17 protein-coding genes are annotated in these 21,725 nt (G+C 61.1%); 7 read left to right on the top strand and 10 right to left on the bottom strand.

Annotated features, from left to right (window positions below; translation table 11 throughout):
- Positions 1-189 precede the first annotated feature (189 nt).
- Positions 190-615 carry a hypothetical protein gene (locus VHX65_10325; protein ID HEX3998936.1) on the top strand — a complete coding sequence of 142 codons (426 nt, stop codon included), beginning with the start codon at positions 190-192 and terminating at the stop codon, positions 613-615.
- A gap of 222 nt (positions 616-837) precedes the next feature.
- On the opposite strand, the gene VHX65_10320 is transcribed toward VHX65_10325, so the two are convergent.
- Positions 838-2,892 (bottom strand): glycoside hydrolase family 172 protein, encoded by a 2,055-nt coding sequence (locus VHX65_10320; protein HEX3998935.1) that lies wholly within the window; start codon positions 2,890-2,892, stop codon positions 838-840.
- Between the two features lie 390 nt (positions 2,893-3,282).
- On the opposite strand from VHX65_10320, the gene pstS reads away from it, so the two are divergent.
- From pstS to pstB, 4 genes are all read left to right on the top strand, one after another.
- Positions 3,283-4,374 carry a phosphate ABC transporter substrate-binding protein PstS gene (gene pstS, locus VHX65_10315; GenBank protein ID HEX3998934.1) on the top strand — a complete coding sequence of 364 codons (1,092 nt, stop codon included), beginning with the start codon at positions 3,283-3,285 and terminating at the stop codon, positions 4,372-4,374.
- 231 nt (positions 4,375-4,605) lie between these two features.
- The gene (gene pstC / locus VHX65_10310) at positions 4,606-5,649 is read left to right on the top strand and encodes a phosphate ABC transporter permease subunit PstC (protein ID HEX3998933.1); all 1,044 of its coding nucleotides are present in this window, start codon (positions 4,606-4,608) and stop codon (positions 5,647-5,649) included.
- Positions 5,650-5,719: 70 nt separating this feature from the next.
- Entirely contained in the window at positions 5,720-6,655 is a 936-nt protein-coding gene (gene pstA, locus VHX65_10305; GenBank protein ID HEX3998932.1) for a phosphate ABC transporter permease PstA, read from the top strand.
- 42 nt (positions 6,656-6,697) lie between these two features.
- Positions 6,698-7,534 carry a phosphate ABC transporter ATP-binding protein PstB gene (gene pstB, locus VHX65_10300; GenBank protein ID HEX3998931.1) on the top strand — a complete coding sequence of 279 codons (837 nt, stop codon included), beginning with the start codon at positions 6,698-6,700 and terminating at the stop codon, positions 7,532-7,534.
- A 95-nt stretch (positions 7,535-7,629) separates the two neighbouring features.
- On the opposite strand, the gene flgL is transcribed toward pstB, so the two are convergent.
- The 9 genes from flgL to flgF all read right to left on the bottom strand — a co-directional run bounded on the left by flgL (position 7,630) and on the right by flgF (position 18,434).
- Complete coding sequence (gene flgL, locus VHX65_10295) at positions 7,630-9,948, bottom strand: flagellar hook-associated protein FlgL (GenBank protein ID HEX3998930.1); 2,319 nt, start codon at positions 9,946-9,948, stop codon at positions 7,630-7,632.
- A gap of 228 nt (positions 9,949-10,176) precedes the next feature.
- Positions 10,177-11,898 (bottom strand): flagellar hook-associated protein FlgK, encoded by a 1,722-nt coding sequence (gene flgK, locus VHX65_10290; protein HEX3998929.1) that lies wholly within the window; start codon positions 11,896-11,898, stop codon positions 10,177-10,179.
- Positions 11,899-12,077: 179 nt separating this feature from the next.
- Positions 12,078-12,578 (bottom strand): flagellar export chaperone FlgN, encoded by a 501-nt coding sequence (gene flgN, locus VHX65_10285; GenBank protein HEX3998928.1) that lies wholly within the window; start codon positions 12,576-12,578, stop codon positions 12,078-12,080.
- 177 nt (positions 12,579-12,755) lie between these two features.
- Positions 12,756-13,124, bottom strand: coding sequence for a rod-binding protein (locus VHX65_10280; GenBank protein ID HEX3998927.1), 369 nt, complete (start codon positions 13,122-13,124; stop codon positions 12,756-12,758).
- 138 nt (positions 13,125-13,262) lie between these two features.
- On the bottom strand, positions 13,263-14,348 hold the full coding sequence (locus VHX65_10275; protein ID HEX3998926.1) for a flagellar basal body P-ring protein FlgI: 1,086 nt from the start codon (positions 14,346-14,348) through the stop codon (positions 13,263-13,265).
- A gap of 82 nt (positions 14,349-14,430) precedes the next feature.
- Positions 14,431-15,165: a flagellar basal body L-ring protein FlgH gene (locus VHX65_10270; protein ID HEX3998925.1), complete on the bottom strand. Its 735-nt coding sequence runs from the start codon at positions 15,163-15,165 to the stop codon at positions 14,431-14,433.
- Positions 15,166-15,301: 136 nt separating this feature from the next.
- Entirely contained in the window at positions 15,302-16,381 is a 1,080-nt protein-coding gene (gene flgA, locus VHX65_10265) for a flagellar basal body P-ring formation chaperone FlgA (protein HEX3998924.1), read from the bottom strand.
- Positions 16,382-16,717: 336 nt separating this feature from the next.
- Positions 16,718-17,521: a flagellar basal-body rod protein FlgG gene (gene flgG, locus VHX65_10260; GenBank protein HEX3998923.1), complete on the bottom strand. Its 804-nt coding sequence runs from the start codon at positions 17,519-17,521 to the stop codon at positions 16,718-16,720.
- Between the two features lie 127 nt (positions 17,522-17,648).
- On the bottom strand, positions 17,649-18,434 hold the full coding sequence (flgF, locus tag VHX65_10255; GenBank protein HEX3998922.1) for a flagellar basal-body rod protein FlgF: 786 nt from the start codon (positions 18,432-18,434) through the stop codon (positions 17,649-17,651).
- A 603-nt stretch (positions 18,435-19,037) separates the two neighbouring features.
- Here flgF and VHX65_10250 point away from each other — a divergent pair.
- A complete protein-coding gene (locus tag VHX65_10250; protein HEX3998921.1) occupies positions 19,038-20,237 on the top strand; it encodes a pseudouridine synthase in 1,200 nt (399 codons plus the stop codon).
- Entirely contained in the window at positions 20,234-21,148 is a 915-nt protein-coding gene (locus tag VHX65_10245) for a dihydroorotate dehydrogenase electron transfer subunit (protein ID HEX3998920.1), read from the top strand. The genes VHX65_10250 and VHX65_10245 overlap by 4 nt, the downstream gene beginning before the upstream one ends.
- Positions 21,149-21,725 lie beyond the last annotated feature (577 nt).

The following is a 21,725-nucleotide window of genomic DNA, read 5'->3' as shown; positions in this document are numbered from 1 at the left end:
AGCGGCTGGCCCGATAAAAGCGTTACCGGTTCTACGCGGCCTGCCCGCAGAGGGATCGGTCTTTGGCCGGCGATTGGCCGAAGCTCGGTCGTCGGGGGGAGTTCGCCATTCGGCCCGCGTCCGGTAGGATGATCGGAGCGACAAACGGCGGCTTTGGCCCGGCCGACGATGGCATCGAGAACGAGACCCATGCCCGCGTTGTTCGACAAATTCGGAATCAAATTCCTCTACCCCGACGATTGGACGCTGGAAATTTCCACCGCCGAAGACGAGCAAGGGGCGACGGTTTACAGCCGCGGCGGAGGCTTTTGGTCGGTGGCGATTCGCGGCGGCGAAGAGGATCCGGCCGACTTGGCGAAAGTAGCCCTCGCGGCCCTCGGCGAGGAATATGCCGACATCGACACCGAACCGGCCGAAGAAACCGTCGCCGAACAGCCGCTTGTCGGATACGACGTGAATTTCTATTGCCTCGACTTGACGAACACGGCCCAAATCCGCGCTTGCCGTCGCAATGGCCGCACGCTTCTGATGCTCTGGCAAGCCGAGGACCGGGAATTCGACGAAATGGCCAACGTCTTCCGCGCCATCACGACCAGCTTGCTTTATCGCGGATGAATTTGTCGCGTGGATGGACTACGTCGTTGCGCCGCGTAGCAACTCGGCTGGGCCGAGTTGCGAACCTATTGTAGCAGGCACACTCCGTGTGCCGTCTGCGCGAAACAGCGGGCTGGCCAAAGAGCAGCGCGGACGGCACACGGAGTGTGCCTGCTACGTTGATTGCGGCAGCGCGCGGGTGCCATCCTGCGGCAGTGGCCGAGGTTGTTTCCCGTGTCTGCCCTATTTCTGCGCTGTCAGATCGGCGCGGTCGATGCCGAACATAAAGGATTTTTCCGCGGCGGCGTTGGCGCCGACGATTTTCACCCTAAGCCGATGCTGGCCCTTGGATAAATCGAACGTGCCGAGATCGATCGGCCCGCTGGGAACGACCGCCGGATTGTAGAGATCGATCGGTGCGCCGGCTTTTTGGTCGTCGATCGAGAATTGCACGATGCCATAGTCACGTGCCTTGGTGAGATGGACCGTCAAATCGTATTTGCCGCCGTGCGCGACGGGCAACGCCAGCACGAGCGTGTCGCCGGGCTTGGCGCCGGTCCACCAAAGTTGCTGATCGTTTTTCCAATTGCCCTTGCCGTAGCTATCCATCGGCTGGAGTTGTGCGTCGCCATGCGGCTCGTTGAGCACTTTGAAGCCGGCGAAGATCGGCTGCGGGCGGACGTAATAACCGTCGCGCTCGCCGACCGGCACCGGTCCGTACGGATCTTTGCCGCCGGGCGCCAGATACCACCACACCGTCGAAGCGTAGAGCGTGCCGCGGTCGTTCTTGAAATACTTTTCGATGCAGCCTTCGAAGGAATCTTGGAACGGCACGTTGTCGACGATATGCAATCGCAACAGCGATTGGTGGCCCTGGTTGTTCTGCGTGAACGTTTGGGCATGATACGGCATGGCGAACAGATGCGGATTGCCCCACGCGTAGCCGAAATAATCTTCCGAGCCGGTGCCGAAGGTGGAGGGAAATTTTTCGCCGTCGACGAAGAACTTCTCGTCCCCTTCTCCCCACCACCCGCCGCGCGGATTCCAAACGTGCAACATCACGCCGCAAAACCGCCCGCGGCCTTGCGTGTCGAGCAATTGCCAGTCGGGCCAGCGATCGGGCGGAAGCTCGACCGTGTCGCGATGCCATTTCGCGTGGAAATAGCCCAAGCCGTCGAAGGGCCGCCGGAGCGGTTGATGCGTGATTTCGAAGTCGATCTTCCGCGGCGTCTTGTCTTCATTTACCACTTCCACGTGTGCGTTCTTTGCGAACGGCATATACCAATAGCAGTAGAAGCCGTCGTCGGTCATTCCCATCGGAAGCGATTTGTAGAGGTTGACGCCGGGCGCGGTGCCGAAGAAATCGCCGAGCGGACACCACACCGCAGGCTGCTTCTGATCGTCCCAGGTGATGCGGATCGCCAGCTTGCGCAGCGCCGACATTTCATCCGACCGATCGGCAAAGGCGAGCTTCACGCGCAAGCATTTGATCGCGGCCGGACCGTCGAGCCGTGCGATGGTCGCCGTTTGCCCCGCTTCGATTTCCAGCGACTTCTTCAAAACTTGATCGGCGCTTGTCGACCCGGCTGGATCGCTACCGAGATCATGGGCGAAGAAATCGTCGACACGTTTCAACTCGTCCGCGTGCTCGGCGACGAGCCGGGCCGAGAACGTTGGTACCCGCGTGCCCTGCGGATAGGTCGCGTAGCCTAAATGGTAGTAGTTGCCCCAACCTTTGTCGGCCACCACCTTGCATGATTTCTGATACGGAATCGGCAGATACAAGTTTTGTCCGCTGCTTCCCACGGCGGCCAGGTTGTAGGAAAGCGCGGGAAAATTGAAGGGAGCATGCTTGCCGTCGAAATAGTGCTCGAACGGCATATCCACCGCCGGCTTTTCTTCGCCGTCGAGAAAGATCTTCACGTGCCCCTTGCCCGGCGCTGCCGACCAAATGCGCCAGATGCAGCCCGGCCCTGTCATTTCCGCCATCACGACGTCGTCGCCTTCCTTGCGAATGATGCCGCTGCCGTCGCCGTTGGCATCCCAGTGGAGATACTTTCCCGTCTTGGCGTCGTATTGGCTGGCGCGATCGTAGCTCGACCATTGTCCAAATCGATATCCGGGCAGCGGAAGCTCGGCCAATCGCGACAGATCGGTCATGCCGTGGATCAGCGCGTCATACGGCAGCAATTTGCCGTCGCTGTTGTTTGCGGGCGTGTCAGCCCGCGCTCGCGGCGCCAGCGCGAGTGCGGCGGCAAGAATCGAAACCGTGGCAAGCGAAGTTCGAACGGTGCTCATGGTGTGATCTTCCAAATTATTCGAGATTGTGTGGGTTAGCGGCGTGTTGAAAAAGGGAACTGGCTCCGAGCGACGAGTCGATGTTGCCGGAGGAGTCGCTCTGCCGCGCGGCTCTTGTCCCCCTTTTCAACAGGCTGTTCGTGGCCGGCGGCCTGCGACGGCCGTGTGGCAAGGGCAGTTCACGCTTGTGGTCATGGCATTGTTTTCGAGACCACTATCCTAACGAACAAACGGTGAAATCTAGCGCCTTTTCTTTAAAAAACAGGCCAATTGTTAGGGGACTGCGAGCGCTCGATTAGGAATCGACCGTTTGCTGGAACCGCTGCTTGCAGCGGCTTATAACCTAAATCCGAACAAGCAATTCATGGCTCGAAAAGAGGAATCCCACGAATGGCGACACGCACGCGGACGGTTGCTTGGACCTCGATTTTGTTGTTGGCATGCTCCGGCACCGGTTGTTCCACAGGAGGGGGCTCGGGCGGCCTGAAGTTGCAGGGCGCGGGAGCCAGTTTTCCGGCCCCCCTCTACACCAAATGGTTCAAGGCATATTCCGCCGATCATCCCGATGCGTTGGTCGATTATCAATCCGTCGGCAGCGGTAGCGGGGTGAAAGCGATGATCGACCATACGGTCGACTTCGGCGCCAGCGATGCCGCGATGACCGACGAAGAAATCGCACAGGTGCCGGGGGGCGTCCAATTGCTGCCGATGACGGCCGGCAGCATCGTGTTGGCCTACAACCTTCCCGACATCGACAATCTGAAGCTTTCGCGCGAGGCCTATGCCGGCATTTTCCTCGGCAAGATCAAGAAGTGGAACGATCCGGCGATCGCAGCGGCCAACGAAGACGTGAAGCTGCCGGATACGGATGTGAACGTGGTCGTTCGCGCCGACAGCAGCGGCACCACGTTTGTCTTCACGAAGCATCTCAGCACGATCAGCAAGGATTTCGCCGCCAGCCCGGGCGTTAACAAGATGCCAAACTGGCCGGTCGGCACGAAATCGAAGGGCAACGAAGGCGTCTCGGCGGCCATCAGCACCACGCCCGGCGCGATTGGATACGTCGAATATGGCTATGCCATCGGCGCGAAACTGAAGATGGCCAAGCTGGAAAACAAGGCCGGCAAATACATCGAACCGTCGATCGCATCCGGCCAGGCGTCGCTGGCTTCGCTCGAAATGCCGGCCGATCTGCGTGCGTGGCTTCCTGATCCGGAAGGCGAGAAATCGTATCCGATCGTCACTTACACCTGGATCCTGGCCTACAAGAAAATGCCCGAGGCCGCGAAGGCAAAGGCGCTACGTGCGGTCCTCGCGTACTGCCTTACCGACGGCCAAAAGAAGAGCGAATCGCTCGGCTATATCCCGCTGCCGGACAACGTGGTTACGAAGGTGAAAGCCGCGCTCGAGAATATTCAATCCGACGGCCCGGCAGCGGCGAGCGCAAAGCCAGACGACAAAACCGAGAACAAGGGAGCCTGATCCGTCGTCGATGCGGCTCGATCGCCGGATGGCGTGTCGGCCCGACGCACGATTGGCGGGCGAACGATGCCGCTTGCCCACCAAGGCTCGGCCGAAAAATAACTTCCGTTTTTCGAACCCCTCACCCTGCCCTCTCCCGCAAGGGGAGAGGGGGCTGCGGAGAAGTTGTTTTTTGGCCGAGGCCAAAACGTCAAAGCATCTTTCCAAAATCAACGATCGCAGTTCGAACCAATGGCAACAACGCTCGAACGTCCCATCGTCGACGCGCGGCCGATTTCCCGGCCGCCGACGAAGCGCGAGATTTATTCCGACCGGGGTTTCCGTTTGCTGACCGGCCTCTTCGCTTGGGCCACGGTCGCCTTGTTGGTTTTCATCGTGCTCGAAATCGGAGCGAAGGCGGTTCCCTCGATGAAGACCGAGGGGCTGGGCTTCATCACCGGAAAAGTCTGGGATGCCAACGCGCAGCAATACGGCATCTTGCCGCAAATCTGGGGCACTCTTTATAGCTCGGCAATCGCGCTGGTGATCGGCAGCATCCTAGGCGTCGCGGTGGCCGTGTTTCTCAGCGAGCGATTCCTTTCGACAGCCGTGTTCAAACTGCTCAAGGTTTTTGGAAAGCAATTTCATCCCTTCTGGGGCAAGTTGCCCGATCAACTCGATGCGCTGCTCAAGAACCTGATTGAATTGCTGGCCGCGATTCCGAGCGTGGTTTATGGGCTGTGGGGAATTTTCGTGATCATTCCGCTGATCCGCCCTCCCTGCAATTGGCTCCACGACCATCTGGGCTGGATTCCGTTGTTCGGCACTTCGCTGAGCGGGCCCGGCATGCTCCCCGCCTCGTTGGTGCTGGCGATCATGATTCTGCCGACGATTTCGGCGATCAGCCGCGATGCGCTGGTTGCCGTGCCGCCGAAGCTCCGCGAGGCGGCATACGGCTTGGGTGCGACCCGTTGGGAAGCGATCCTGGGCGTCATCGTTCCGACGGCGCAGATCGGCATCATCGGATCGATCTTGTTGGCGTTCGGCCGCGCGCTTGGGGAGACGATGGCGTTGGCAATGCTTGTCGGCAATGCGAACGTGATCAGCGTCTCGCTTTTTTCGCCCGGGAACACGCTGGCTGCCCTGCTGGCCAATAATTTCCCCGAAGCGAACAAGGCGAATGTCGGCGTGCTAATGTATGCCGCGCTGGTGCTGATGGCGATAACGCTGGTGGTGAATATTTTCGGTTCTTTGGTCTTGCAACACTCGGCCGCACGGACGCGCGGCGCGCGATAGGCATTTCAAACGAGCGGCCAGACCGCCGGCAGGCAACGACACGCGGGAATAGCGACGACGAGAAAGCAACATGGAAGAAACGATCGTTCGACAGATCGGCCGCGACGATGCAACGCGGCTGGCCGCGTTGATCAGCACGGCCGAATTGCAAAAATCGCTGCGGCGGCCCCGGTCGCTGTTCAGCTTTGCGATGAATTTCGTCACGGCTTCGTTGACCTTCATCGCGTTGGCCCCGCTCTTCTCCGTCGTCTATATGCTCGTCGTGCGCGGAGTGCATGCGCTGAGTCTCGCTGTTTTCACGTCGCTGCCGCCGGACGCGAACGAAGCCGGCGGCGGATTTGGCAATGCGATCGCGGGAACGTTGGTGATGGTCGCGATCGCCGCTTCGATGAGCGTTCCCTTCGGAATTCTTGCAGCCGTCTATCTCGCCGAGGTCGGCCCCGAAACGAAACTCGCCAAGTTTGTCCGTTTCAGTGCGAAAATTCTAAGCGGGTTTCCCTCGGTGCTGGCGGGCGTGGTCGCGTATGGAGCGGTCGTATTGCTAACCGGAGGATTTTCAGCCTGGGCCGGCGGCGTCGCGCTGTCGCTGCTCATGCTGCCCACCGTGATTCTCACTGCCGAGGACGCGATCCGCATGGTGCACCCGAGGATTCGCGAGGCTGCGATCGGCATGGGCGCCACGACCACGCAAACGATCTGCCGCATCCTGCTTCCCACCGCAATGCCCGGGATCCTGACGGGCGTCATGCTCGCCGTCGCCCGAGCTGCGGGCGAGACGGCCCCGCTCTTGTTCACGGCCCTGTTCAGCAATTATTGGCCGTTCAGTCGTGGCGCTTCGCAACTTTCGGGGCCGACCGCCTCGCTCGCAGTGCTGATCTACAATTTCTCGGGCAGCCCGTTCGACAATCTTAAAGATATGGCCTGGGCCGCTTCGTTGGTCCTCGTCGTTCTGGTTCTGGCGATCAATCTTATCGGTCAAAGTCTGTCGCGGCGGCGCGTCGGATAAACCGAAATCGACTTCACTGGTTCAAACACGGAATCCAGGCATATGATCCAAGTTCAAGCAACCAACGGCAACGGCATCGCCCACAAGAACGGCAATGCCTCGGAAAACAATGTGGTCATCAATTGCGACATCAAGGAGCTTTACTACGGCACGTTCAAAGCCGTTCGCGACACGAATATCCCGATTCAGGGCGGATCGGTGACGGCGTTTATCGGCCCGTCGGGCTGCGGCAAGAGCACGGTGCTGCGATGTTTGAACCGCATGAACGACCTCGTACGCGGTTTTCGTTTCAAGGGTCACGTCCACTTTCGCGGCAACGACATCTATGGTCCGACGATCGATCCCGTGGCCGTGCGGCGGCATATCGGCATGGTTTTCCAGCAGCCGAACCCCTTCGCCATGAGCATCTATCGCAATGTCTCGTTCGGGCTGCGGCTCAACGGATACAAAGGCGACAAGGCCGAACGGGTGGAAGCGGCCCTCCGCGGCGCGGCCTTGTGGGACGAAGTGAAAGACAAGCTGCACAAAAGCGCGCTCGCGCTTTCGGGCGGCCAGCAACAACGGCTGTGCATCGCCCGGGCGATCGCCACCGAGCCCGCCGTGTTGCTGATGGACGAACCCTGTTCCGCCCTCGATCCGATCGCCACGCGCAAGATCGAAGAACTGATGACCGAGCTGAAGAAGCGATTCACGATTGCGATCGTAACGCACAATTTGCAGCAGGCGCAGCGCGTGGCCGACAAGACCGGCTTTCTGTATGTCGACACGACGCAAGGCGGCCGCACCGGCTACCTGGTCGAGTTCGGCGACAGCAAGCAGGTCTTCGAAAGTCCGCAGGAAAAATACACGCAAGAATATATCCGCGGCGAATTCGGTTGAGAGCAAGGCTGTGGGAAACGGCGCCATCGTAGGCAGGCCCAGTCCATGCGCCGTCCGCGCTGCGGACCGGACAGCGCCGATCCGGTTGCCGCTATCTATGCTGGCGGCAAGAAGCTCATCAACGTGAGCTGCGCCAATTGGGCCGTCATCTGAAGGCTGGCTTGATACGACACCTGCAACTGAGTCAGGTTCGTGATTGCCGTGGCCATGTCGACGTTGACATCGTTCGATAAACTGCTTTGCAACGCGTTTTGCTGATTGGTGAGCGAGGTTTGCAGCGCGGTCACCGACTGTTCGACGCTGCCGACATGCGCTTGCGTCAGGCCCATCTGCGATTGCGCGGTGGTGAGCAGGGCCATGCCGCGCGTGATCTGGGCTTGGTTGCCGGTTTCCAAGGCGCTTTGCAATCGCAAAAGCGCGTTGAACGTGCTGTCGGTTTCTTGGGGATTGGTGTCGGTGCCGACAAGCGTTTGTGTGCTGCCATTGATTGTCGGTGCGCCCGACTGCGTCTGGCCGGCCGGCACCAAGCCGAGTTCCTGGGCCGCCGAACTGCCGTTTTCCTCGACGACCGAAAGCACGGCGCTGCCGTTCGAGGGAGCGTTGGTCGAAAGCGTGATGCCGTTGCCGGCGGTGTTCAACGACGCCGTGACCGCATTGGCGCCTTGATTGCTGGGATCGTTGTTGATCGTGTCGATCACGTCTTGAATCGTCGTGTCGGAGCCGACGGAGACGGCCAATTGTGTGCCATCGGGGCGCTGAATGATGAAGTCAGAACCGCTGGTGGCGGTTTGGACGCCGTCGCCGTAATTCAGTTGCGCGAGTGTGGTTGAACCGCTCAGGGTGCGCACGCCGAGTTGGGTGGCCGTTTGGCCGCCGTTTTCGCCCACCGAAAAATCGGAACCGCTCAGCCGCGACAATATGTTGATTCCGGTGCCCGACGAATTGATCTCGGCCAACACCGCCGCTCCCGAGCCGTCGAGCGTGTTCAACAGATCGCCGACGGTTTTGTCGCCGCTGAAGCTGATATCGTAGGTCTGCCCGCCGTTTTCGATTTGGAGTCCCGACGTGTCGAGTTGCGTGCCGCTGCCTTCGGAGGTTGTGCCGGTCGCCGAGAGATCGACAACGCCGACCCCCGTGTCGCCGGGATCGTCGGGGTTCAAGCCGGCGGTGAAATTGGCGGCGAATTGGGCATTGTTGTTGAGCGCGTCGATCACATTGTTGGCGGTCGTGCTGCCGCTGTCGATGTCGACGGTGATCGTCTGATTTCCGGGATCGACGTTCACGGTTTCGTTGCCGGCAGTCACTTTGCCGTCGTCGACGAATTGAACGGTGTAGCCATTGCCGGCAGCGCCGTTTGCGTTGGCTTGAACCAGGAACGACGAATTCGCGGCAGTCGAACTCACCACCGCCTGGGCCGCAGATCCCAAAAGGCTACTGAGCGGAGTGGTTGTGGTCAGTGTCGGATGCAGCGAAGTGCCGACGATCGGTCCGCTGCCGACTGCCGCGGTGCTGAGAATCCCGAGGCTTGCGGCGGTCGAGCCGCCATTGGCTTCCGTGATCGAGAGATTTCCCCCGCCCGCGCTATCGAGCGAAACATTCAGACCGGTCGGCGTGATGGCGACGCTCACGGTGCGACCTGCCGGTGGATTGGCTTCAAGATCGGCAACGACGTCGCCAATGGTCGCGGCCCCGCTCAGATCGACGACGCTCGAGCCGGCGCCGTCGGAGACGACGATGCTTCCCTGCGGAACACCCTGGCCGCCGTTCAGGTCGGCCAGTGGGGTCTGAGCCGTAAGGGTCGGCGTGAGAGCGGTTGTCCCCTGGACGCTGGTCGACAGCGCGCCGAAGGCCTCGGCGCCGCTGACGTTGGTTTGAAAAAGCTGGTTGACGTCGGAATAGCTCGATAGCGACCCGGCATTGCCCATGTATTCGACGTAGTTGCCGTCCATCACAAACGGTTGCGTGGTGGTGTCGGAGCCAGAGAATAAATAGCGGCCATCGAAATTGGTGTTGGCCACGCCGACCAATTGCGCCACCAATTGACCGATCTGGCTGGCCGCCTCCTGCTGTTGCGAGGAACTGATGGTCGTGCCGGCGGCCGACGAAGCCGTCGATTGCGCCGAGGTCAGCAGGTTGGCCACGCTCGAAAGCGTGCTATCGGTCTGCGTCAGGTAGGATTGGTTCGTGGTCAGATTGGTGCTGACCTGCGTGAGTTGATCGAGGGTCCGCTGGATACTGACGGCATCGAGCGCGGCAGTGGGGTTATCGCTGGGCAGATTGAGTGCCTGACCGGTGGATACCTGGCCTTCGACCTTTTCCAAAGCGAGCTCTTCGGAGCTCAATTGCGAGATTATTTGTTGCGCCGCAAACTGGTTGCTGACGGTTCCGCCCGGGATTGCGATGATCGAGCTCATGATCCACTCTCGCTAGCTATCTTCGATTATGCGGCTCTTGCACGGTCGTCATCACCGATTTGCCGGCGGCTGGCGCCGTGCCGTTCACCGCGCGTACCCGGATTATTCATGGCGCCACACTAAGCCCGAAGCGTAAGCAAGGGGGCCACCGAGGCTTACCCTCGCTAACGCTTCGGGCTGCCATTTCGCAGCGTGTCGCGAATTCCCGGCGCCATGAATAATCCAAGATTAAAGCTGCATCAACGTTTGCAGCAGGCTATCGATTTCAGAAATGTATTTCGCCGACGCTGAATACGCTGCTTGATACTGCAGCATGTCGACCGTTTGCGTGTCGAGGCTGACGCCGCTGATCGATTGCTGCTGGCTCTGGAGCGATGTCTGGTATGTCGATGCGGCGCTCGCGGCGGCTTGGGCGGCGCTCGATCCTTGCGTCACATTCGCGGCCAGACTGTTGTACGCATCGCTGATCGTCGCGCCGCCGGCCGACAGCAACGGCAAATTGGCAAAGTTGGCCAACTGCTGCGCCACTTGCGTATCGACGCCGATGCCGCCGGCGCTGGCTGCAAAAGTGGTGGGCTGATTCGCCACGGCCGAATTGACCCCCAACGTGGCCGCCGTCGTACCGGTAAAAAATGTGTTGATCCCCAGTGCCGAAAGCGCGCCGCTCGTGTCGCCGGCAAAAGCCACTTGCTGGGTAGGCGAGGTGGTGCTGATTTGCAGTTGCCCGCTGGAATTCACGCTCGCCGCCAGGCCGCTGACGCCGTTCAACTGCCCGGCGAGCGAATTGAGCGTGGTGTCGTTGCTCAAGCCATTTTCGTTGATCTCGATCTGGCTGGTTTGCGTCAATCCGGTCGCCGAATCGTAGACCAGCACTTGAAAGGTCCCATTGGCGGGCGTGACCGACAGGCCGGCGGAATCCAGCGGAGCGCTCGGATCGGCGACCGAGGTGGTCCCGGTGACGCTCGTATAACCGTTCGAACCCTGGCCAGTCGAATAAAGTTGGTTGAACGCGGAGGCAAACGTATTGGCCAGCGAATTGAGCTGCTCGACGAAGCCGCCGAGAATCTGATCGCGCGAGTTGATCAATCCGCCGATCTGGCCCGAAGTGATCGTCAGCGGGGTGTTGCTTCCCTGCAGCGCGAGGTTGGAAGCGTCGAAGTCGCCGTCGGCCGAGTTGACGATCGTCACCGGGCGCACCTGCGATTCGTCGACGAGATATTGCCCGCTGTTATAGACCGTCACCGTGCCGTCGGGTTGCAGCTGCGTGCTGACGTTCATCAGCCCCGCGAGATTTGATAGGGCTTCGTCGCGCTGGTCGAGCAAGCCGACCGCCTGGTTGCCGACGCTGCCGGCCCCGCCGGTGCCCCCTTGCAACTGCACGATCTGCTGATTGAGCGTGCCGATCTGAGTCAGCAAGGTGTTGACCGTAGTGGCATCGCTCTGGACCTGGCCGTTCAGTCCCGTTTGCAATTGTTGGGCGCTCGAGGCGAGTTGATTGAACGTGGTCGCGACCGTCTGGCCGTTGGAAACGGCGAGTTGTTGGACGGTCGGGTCGTTGGGATTGTTCAGAATCTGCGAGACGCTCGAAAAGAAATTCGTCATCGCGCTGTCGAGATTCGTGCCGTTGTTCGTGTCGTTCAAGATGCCAAACATGCTTTCAAGCTGCTGATACGTTTGGGAGCTGACGCCGGTGCCGGTTTGCGTGCTGAGGCCGTTGCGAACCTGGGTATTGAGAAATTGGTCGACCTGCTGCTGAACGCCCGTAATATCGACGCCCGTGCCCAGCAACAGCGATCCATCTTGCTGGGTTGGGCCTGGGGTGAGACCGAGTGTTTCGACGCTGTAGCCGGGCGTATTGGCATTGGCAATATTTTGCCCGACCACTTGCAAACCCAGCTGCTGGGCTTGCAGCGAATTGCCGGCCAACTGAATCGAGCTAAGCAGCGACATCGGGGGAAGGGTTAGTGGTTAGTGGTTAGTGGCATGGTTGCGATGCTAGCTGTGGGAGAGATTTTTTCTGCTGGCTAAGGCTCGGGCCGAAAGATAACTTTTCTACAGCCCCCCTCTCCCCTTTGCGGGAGAGGGCAGGGTGAGGGGTTCGAAAAGCGGAAGGTATTCTTCGGCCGAGCTTAAACTGCCTGGTCGACCAGCGAGCCGCCGGTCGGCGCGCAGTCGTTCTTTCCATAGGTCGGCTTTAATCGGCCCCCTGTCGCGATTATTTCCAAAAGCTGTGCCAGATGAAGCAAAGTTCGCTGCACCAGAACCCAATTCGTCAGGCTGTGGTGCTGCAAGAGCCGGATCCGTGCCGAGGCCTCGCGCAATTGCGGCGTCAGATGCTGGCGCTGCTGCGATGGCAGCGCGGCGGCAAGATTTGTCAGGTTTGCCGACGGGAGCCCTTCGCTGGCCGCACGCGCCAACAAAGCCATCCGCCGCTCTTGGCAGGCCTGCAAGCGGCCGACCAGTTCGGCTTCCCGGGCTTGCATCGCCTTCAGCGATTCGAGATCGGCCGAAAGCAGCCGAGCCCGCTTGTCGGTCAGCACGGCGAGCAGCTCGGTTTGGACGTCGGACAATTCGGCCAACAGTCCGGCCAATTCGGTGTCCCAAGCGACCGGTTGCGACGATTCGTTCATGCAGTGGAGTGGGTTAGGGACCAGAGGCGAGGGGACAGAGATCAGGGGACAGAGATCAGCGAAAGACGCGTTTTGGCGGCGCTGTCCTCGCTGATGCTTCGGGCCGGTGTTGTCCACACTAGCCCGAAGCGTCAGCGAGCGGACGCGCTCCACAAGGCGATCAATTCTGGGTGTGGATTATTTGCGGCCGCCGGTGGTTTGCAAATTGAACAAATCGAATAGCGACGAACTCAACGCTCCACCGTTGGCCTGGGTCATTTTTTCCGAAAGGATTTGGTCCAGTTGCCCCTGGAACATTTCTTCCGCTCGCCCGCCATTGAAATAGGCCGGCTTGCCGACGGTTTTATGCATGGCCTGCAGCATCTGACCATAAAAAGATTCGCCGACGAAGGAATCGAACTTGTCGCGCAATTCACTTTGATCCGCCGCGCCGCCGGAAGGCTGGGCCGAGGATTCATGCATCAACCGCTGGCCCACCGCGGCGCCGTGCGAGGCGCGAGCGTCGATCGCAGCGGCGGATTGCAAAGGCATCGTGGCGGAGATCATGTCTGTTCCTTGGTCTTGTGCGGATGAACTGCTTGTTCGACCGTTGGCTGCCACGGCTGGCTTGTCCGGCAGTGCGGCATTTGCGTTCCAGGCGCCGCGCTAGGCAAGCCGGCAGTGGCGTCCCGGATCATCCCTGCGTTATTCGATAATCAATTCGCCGTGGAGCTTGCCGTTGCGGTCGAGACCTTTGATGATTTCGATCACGTCTTCCGGGGGAACCTTGAGCGTGTTCAGCGTTTCGACAAGGGCCTTCAGTTTCGGGGGCGGATTGCTGCTCGTGTCGAGCGGTACGAAATGGCTCGCCGGGCCCCCCGTGCCCTGGCCGCTCGTGTCGATCACCATGTTTTTGTGCGTGATCACCACGGTGCCGATCTCGATTTCGCCGCTGATCACGATGCTGCCGGCCCGTTCGTTGATCACCACCCGGGCCACCGATTGCGGTTCGAGCATCGGCAAGCTGAGCACTTGCGACACGAACGACACCGGCCGATCGCGGTACTGCGCCGGGACGATCACTTCGATGTTTTCCTGATTCATGGCCCGGGCCATCTCGCCGCTGCGGGTCTGAAAGCCGAGCTGACTGTTGATCAACTCGGCGATATCCTGAGCGAGTTGAAAGTCGGCATGATTCCTCTCGAGCACCAGCGTGATCTTGCCGTCTTTGATGAACGGGTTGAAGAAATCGGCTTCCACGCGGCAGCCGTTGAACACCTTGCCGGTCGTTGGCACCTTGGGATCGTCGAGGTGGATCTCTCCCTGGGCGAACGCATAGACGCGATCGTTTTCGACTCGCGGCCCTTGCAAGGCGGTGATGAACAACTGCCCGCCGGCCAGGCTCTTGGCACCACCGATCGAAGCCACGGTGCAATCGAGCTTATCGCCTTGCCGAGCACCCGCCGCCGGAACGGTCGCCGTCACCAAGACGAGCGCGACGTTCTTGATGTCGTCTTTCAATTCGGGGCTGCCGCGCTTGCCGGCCGGAGTGCCGAGCAGTTGGATCGCCTGAGCCAACGCGCGAACCGAGGGGGCCGAGCCGGGGCTATCCCCCGTGCCCTTGAGCCCGACGACAATGCCCAGGCCTTGCAGCGTGTTCTCTTCCTGTCCTTTGACGTGACAAATATCTTTGAGCGGAATTCGCGCTTCGGCCGTCCGGACCGGACCGGCCACGAACGCAATCGCCGCAATCAACAGCACCCGTCGCGAAGCCGTGTCGAGCGACCGCATAACAAGTCTCCTTCTCAAACCGTCGTCCCGTATCCGTCGTCTTTTTGCCTGTAGCCTTCAGCCTTCAGCCTGTAGCCCTCTCTCAGAAAATCGAAAACCGATCGTAGAGGCGCGTGAGCCAGCCGCGGCGATAGCCGTCGCGCACATGGCCGACCTCGCGCTTGTCGATCATCAGTTCGGCAATGTTCTGGCTCAGCACGGTGTTGTTCGGCAGCACATCTTGCGGCCGGATCAAGCCGGAAAGGGATTGGTCCCAGATGTCTTCGTTGTCTTGCACATGGCGATGTGCTTCGACGACGAGATTGCCGTTTGGCCGGATATCGACGACCGTGGCGGCAATCGTGAAGGTGAGACTGGCCTTGGTTTGCAACTGCATGTTAGCCTGATATTCCTGATCGAGCGTGCCATTGGCCTGCGGCTGGCCGGAGGTCATCGGCGCCGCTTTCATGCTCAGGCCCTTCAGCGCGATCCAGTTCTTAAGCTGGGCGTTGAAAACGCCCGTCTTGCGGCGATCGACATCCCCTTCGCTATCCAAGGCATTCTTTTCCGACACGATGATCGTGACGATGTCGTGCAGCTTGAGATGCGGCAGCGGATCCGCCTTTTGAAAGACCCAACTGCAGTTCGACACGCGAAGCGCCGGACCATCGTTCGGAATGTCTTCATAAAACAAGCTCGAATTCTGGCCATACGCGATGCCGCTTCCGAGCACGATGGCCGACAGCACGATCGGCCGAATCGCGGCGCCGAGCGTTTCCCAGCGCCGATTCGGCATCGGCCGCATCGCGAAAAGCCGGGGGTTCCAAATCCGTGTCATCGTGTGGATCCTTCGTCGGGGGCTTCAAGGTAGTAGGCACACTCCGTGTGCCGTGGCGGGTGTTGACGGGCGGACGGCACACGGAGTGTGCCTGCTACTTTGCGGACGGCACACGGAGCGTGCCTGCTACTCCGAGTCAATTCAATGTCGTGCGAGTGGCGGTGGATTGGCGGCCGGAGGATGCCGGAGCGGTTGTGGTCGCACCGGCGAATACCTCGACTTCGTGCAGCCCCGACACGCGCGCCAAAAACGTCTGCCGATCGAGCAGCGATTCGACGCTTACCAAATCCCCTTCGCTGCCGTTCTCGCGCGCTCGAGCCGGCATGCGAACCACGATCGAGCCATTGCGGCCGAACACCGTCACCACTTCTCCGCTGCGCACAAGCAGCGGCGGATGGACGAGATTCGCATCGAGCGGCTGCCCGGCAGGGATATTCCGAATCGCTTCCTTGCCCGCCACGTCGTCGATCGACTGAAACAGTTCACCGGGAGACACGCCCGCGCGAAGACGCCGCAACTCGACGTCGCTCGTGCGCACGATCGTCCCTTTCGGCATCGCATGTAGAGTGATGACGACGGTCGGCGGAAGCGACACTTGAGCGGAGATTTCCATCCGCGCTTGTCCTTCGGCGCTTGGCAAGCGGAACTCGAACGATTGCGTGCCCGTCCATGGCTCTTGGCCGCCGACGACCTTCACTGCATCTCCGGCCGCCACCAAGGGAGCAACCTGATCATCTTCCAAAGTCACCGACACCTGCCATTCTTCGGCCGCGCCGGCTTTCGATTGCAGATGCCGCACGATCGCATCCGTCGCGATGCGCTCCGCCCGTTGAATCAGCACTTTCGCGGGCCGGCGCATCCTGTATTTCTCTGCCGGATCGGCGCCGGCGATGACCATCACTTGGGCCGCTCCCGTGAACTGCACATTCGCGAGATTCACGCCCCGCATCGAGAGAATGTCTTGAATCTCGCGGAGGCGGATGCTCACTCGGGTGCCCGGCGATGGGGCGGGCATCAATTCGATTGCTGAAAGCATTGCCGCCTCGGGCGAACTGGCGGTAAAGATCTCCGCCACGTCGCCCAGTTGCAGCAAATTCTTTTGCGTATGAATTTCCGGCCGCAATTGCAACTCGGCCGCACGGACGCTTGCACTAACAGCAAACAAGCAAGCAAGACCCAAGCCGCAGGCCGTCAAAAGATTCGCAATCCGTTTCATCGTGCAATCCTCCATGATCCGCAATCCTTCCGGTTCTTGATCCGTGTTGCCCCGGGCCACCATCGGCAACACTAGCCCGAAGCGTTAGCGAGGACGAACTGCCGCCAGACCATCCATCTCATCGAAGCCCCGAATTCGCATATCGCTTTGGTAGTATTAATGAGAAAGCAACGCCAACCAGGTGTGCTTCGTCGCTAACGCTTCGGGCTAGTGTTTCCTCGCTAACGCTTCGGGCTGGTGCTGCCTCGCTAACGCTTCGGGCTGGTGCTTCCTCGCTAACGCTTCGGGCTAGTGTTTGTTTCCCTAACCCCTCACCCTAACCCTCGCCCCACTTCCTCAACCTCGCCTCAGATTCGTGATGTCTTGCATGATCTGATCGCCGGCCTGGATGGCTTGCGAATTCAATTCGAACGAGCGTTGGGTCGTAATCAAATCGATAAGTTCGTTGACCGGTTCGACGTTCGACGCTTCGAGCGAACCCTGCTGGATCGTGCCGATGCCGTTGGTTCCTGGAACGCCTTGGGTGGGCGGACCGGAAGCGTCGCTCTGGCTGAGCAGATTTCCGCCAAGACTCATCAGGCCCTGGGGATTGATGAAGCGGGCCAATTGAATCTGCCCGACCTGCTGCATCGTCGTGCTGCCGGCCTCTTGAACCGACACTTTGCCGTCGGCGCCAATCGTGATGCTCGTGGCCGTTTGCGGAATGGAAATCGCCGGCGAGAGCAAGTAGCCGACCGTGGCATCGCCGACGACGAGCTGGCCGTTGGCGTTGAGCGAAAGATTGCCGGCACGGGAATAGAGGATTTGGCCGGTGGGATCGGTCACCTGCAAATAGCCGTTGCCCTGGATCGCGACATCGAGCGGCTGATTGGTTTGTTGGAACGCCCCCTGCGTTTGGTCCGCCTGCGTGCTCTGCACTTTGGATCCCAAGCCGGTTTGGATGCCGACGGGCGTGTAGTTGCCGGCCGCGTCTTGAATGCCTGGCACCGTTTCGGTGCGATAAAACAGGTCTTCGAAATTGGCGCGATCGCGCTTGAAGCCCGTCGTATTGACGTTCGCCAGATTGTTGGCGATGACGTCGAGCTTCTGCTGCAACGCTTCCATGCCGGTGGCGGCAGTGTAGAGGGTTTGAACGCTCATGCTTAGGGTGAGGGGTTAGGGTGAGGGGTTAGGGGGCTCGATTGCCGGGGACTGGCTCATTTTGCGATCGCGTCCGGGGACTGGCTCATTTTGCGATGCCTTGTCCCCCTTTCCGCACGGCACGCCATCAACTGAATTTCAACAACCGGCTTGTCAGGGTTCCCATCATCTGGTCGTGGTTCTTGATCATGCTGATGTTGGCCTCGAAAGCGCGCGAGGCTTCGATCAATTCCGTCATTTCAGTGGTCGGCTTGACGTCGGATTGTTCAAGGAAGCCGCCGTCGACTTGCCGGTGCTCCGGAGCGATGGGAGCCGCCGGCGCCAGGGCTTTGAACAAGTTCTGCCCGACCTTCGACAGGTCGCCCAGCGAGCGGGGTTTCACCAGCGCTAAATTCTGCTGTGTGCCGTTTTGAACGATGCCGCCGTCGCCGGTGAGCCGCCAGTCGCCGGCATCGGGATCGATGTCGATCGGCGCGCCGCTGTCGCTGAGCACAGGATAGTTGTCTTGCGTGACAAGCCGGCCGGCCGAATTGAACATGAAGTTGCCTGCGCGGGTCAGGTAATCGCCGTCCGGGCGGCGCACCATGAAAAACCCGTCGCCGGGAATCGCGATGTCGGTGGGATTGCCGGTGCGCTTGAAAGCGCCGGGGGAAAAGTCGGTCTTCGTCTCCGCGACGCGCACCCCGCCACCGAGATCGTTCACCGTTCGGGAGCCGGGATAATCGAGGCCGCGCTGCATCTCTTCGGCATATCGGGCTTGCACGACGGCGAAGTCGCGCTTGAAGCCGACGGTGTCGGCGTTGGCCAGGTTGTTGGCCAACGTTTCGACCCGACGGCTCTGCGCGTGGGCGCCTTCGGCGGAGATGTAAAGCCCGTAGTACGACATGGCGGCGAAAGGAATCGCCCGATCCATGCCCCCCTGCAAGAATCAGCGGCAGACGGTTTAGCAACCCGTGTGCCGAGTTCGGCGACTGGCTGCGGAATCGCGATCGTCGGCGGCGCAATCCGAATTGGGAGCGCATGTTCTGGCGTCGCGCCACCAACCACCAAACTTTTGCTCCCAGCGCTGCTAGCAACACGCCACCGCGCGATTCCTGCCGGCCGAAGCGCAGATTCCGCCGGATCAAAACCGAAATGCGCCGACGGTGTTGGATGAAACAGTGCTGGCGGCGATCAACACACTAGCCCGAAGCGTCAGCGAGGCGGCCCCGCCACATCGGTCAACGATTGTGCGCGAGCGCTTCGAGCCCGTGTGCCGAGGACAGCTTTTTCGATACAGCTTGGCCCCTGGGGCTCATGCCAGCCGCCGACTATGATGGTGGCTGTCGATTCCCAAATTCGATTCCAATCGTCCAAACACCTCTTTCGGTCTGCACACATGATGTCGGTTCCCCGGCGGCCTTCGGCGGCAAAACGCAAACCACGGTCGGCGCCCCATGCCGCCAAACGGCGCCCTGCCGGGCCGAAGCCCCGCGCCCGCCCGCGGGCCAAACCAACTCCCGGCGATGAATCAACGGTGCGACTGCAAAAACTGCTCGCCGCGGCCGGGATCGGAAGCCGGCGGAAATGCGAAGAACTGATCACCGCCGGACGCGTCACCGTCGATGGCCGAGCGGTCACTGAACTGGGCACCAAAGTCGATCCTGCCACGGCCGATATTCGCGTCGATCTCGAACCGCTTCCGCGCAGCCATCCGGTCTATTACATGGTCAACAAGCCGATCGGCGTGGTGACCACGAATCGCGATCCGGATGGCCGGCCGCGAGTGGTCGATCTGGCGCCGCAAGGTCAGCGGCTATTTGCTGTCGGCCGGCTCGACGTGAGCAGCGAAGGCCTGATCCTGGTCACCAACGATGGTGAGCTGGCCAACCTGCTCGCTCACCCGCGTTATGGCGTCGAAAAGACATATCAAGCCCAAGTCGCTGGCGTGCCGGGGCCGGAAGTGCTCGATCGGTTGCGGCGGGGCGTACATCTCGCCGAAGGACTGGCCCACGCCAAACGCATTTGGATCAAGAGCCAGCATAAGCAGAGCACAACCCTCGAAATGGTGCTCGACGAAGGAAAGAACCGTGAAGTGCGCCGCCTGCTGGCCCAAGTCGGGCACAAGGTTCTGCATCTTCGCCGCACTGCCCTCGGACCGCTGCGGCTCGGCGAACTCCCGCCCGGCGAATGTCGACCACTGCGGAAAGAAGAAGTGCGCGCGTTGAGAGAAGCGGCCGAAGGGCAAGAAGGGGCGAGGGACGAGCGGCGAGGGCCGAGGGACGAGGGGCGAGGGGCGAGGGGCGAGGGAACAGGAGTCAGGAGCCAGGGGCCAAAGACGGAAGAAGGACGCGCCCGTGACACGGCAAATAGAAAGGGCGCCGCGGCGGTAACGGAAATCGAGACGCTGGATTTGGAACATGATCGGGCCTCGGCGGCAACGCCAGCAAAGAGTGGGACGGTAATCGGCTATCCCACCGAAGGTGGCGCAGGACGGAATCGCGGCTCGGCAGCCGGGAAAGCCGCCGCAAAAGTTGGCGCTGCCGGACGGACGGCCAAGGCCGGCGGGCGGCGGAAGCAATTTCGCGACCGGCAACTGCAACGACTCGGCAAACAAAGCCGCGCAGAAAACCGCCAAGGCAAATCGCGCGGCGGCGACGGCGGCCAAGCCAAGACGCAACAGCAAGGCCGCGCGCGAAGCCAAGGCCAAACGCAGCGGCGGGAGCGCCGCCGATGAGCGATTCGCACGACGCAGACTGCTTCGCCGACCACGCGTCTTTTCAGACTGTCGAGGTCGTGGAAAACGTCCGCCTGGCGACCGACACGTGGCGAATCCGCTTCCGCGTGCCGGAAATGGCGCGACAGTTCGTGCCCGGGCAGTTTCTCATGATGCGATTGGCCGGTTACGACGACCCGCTGCTCGGCCGTCCGTTCGCCCTGTACGACACAGTCGTCGCCGATCCGCCCTCCCTTGGCACTTCGTCGGACCCGGCGCCATCGCCCACGGATATCGACGTGGTCTATCTCGTCATGGGGAAGATGACGACGCGATTGGCTCGGTTTCGGCCCGGCGACAAGCTCGACATCTGGGGGCCGCTTGGCAACGGCTTTCCCGCACCCGCGGCCGACGATCTGATTCTCGTCGGCGGCGGCATCGGGCAAACACCGTTTCTCGCCTATGCGCGCGAAGCGCTGCGCCGCCGGAAATATGGCGAGTCTGCCCGCCAGCAATCACTCGCCAGGCGTGTCACGCTTTGCTACGGTGCTCGGCGGGCCGATTATCTGGCCGGCGTTGCCGATTTCGAGCAACTCGGCGTCGATGTGCGCATCAGCACCGACGATGGTTCGGCCGGGCACCATGGCTTTGTGACCGACTTGGTGCGCCACGTCTTGGCGCAGGGCGGCGATTCGCCGTCGGCCTCGCGGCAGATCGTGTGTTGCGGCCCGTGGCGGATGATGCAGGCCGTGGCGGAAATCGCCCGTGCCCAAAAGGTGCCATGTTGGGCGTCGCTGGAAACGCCGATGGCGTGCGGCATCGGCATCTGTTTCAGTTGCGTGGCGCGGATTCGCGACGCCGCCGGCAATTGGGACTACCGCCGCACCTGCGTCGAAGGGCCGGTGTTCGACGCGGAACGTGTCGTATGGTAGACGGCAATGGATCGGAAATCGGTGTCAGAATCCGGACCGACGCACCTCGCCTCGGCGATGCACCCGTCCCGTTTGATCCCGATTATGCCTCCCCCGGCCTGAAAGGCCGATTCTGTCAGCCCAGGCCGTAGCCGCGCGAGCGGCGGAGGCCTGGGTTATGGGGCCCCGCGATGGCGTCGGCCCTGTAAGGGCCGTTCAACGAGGCAACGCGGATTTGAACGGCCCCTTCAGGGCCGGGCGACGCGCGGAATCACATACCCAGGGCTACGCCGCTACGCGGCTGCGCCCTGGGCTGCCAGAACGAGCCCTTCAGGCTCGAACACGGCGGCGCAATCGCCGCCGTTCGTTATAAGGATGCCTTTCGGCCTGAAGGGCCGATTCTGTCAGCCCAGGCCGTAGCCGCGCGAGCGGCGGAGGCCTGGGTGACAGGGCCCCCGCGATGGCGTCGGCCCTGTAAGGGCCGTTCAACGAGGCAACGCGGATTTGAACGGCCCCTTCGGGCCGGGCGACGCGCGGAATCACATACCCAGGGCTACGCCGCTACGCGGCTGCGCCCTGGGCTGGCAGAACGAGCCCT

It is taken from the genome of Pirellulales bacterium, assembly GCA_036267355.1.
GTDB lineage: Bacteria > Planctomycetota > Planctomycetia > Pirellulales > DATAWG01 > DATAWG01.
This window is presented reverse-complemented; position numbering and strand designations above follow the sequence as displayed.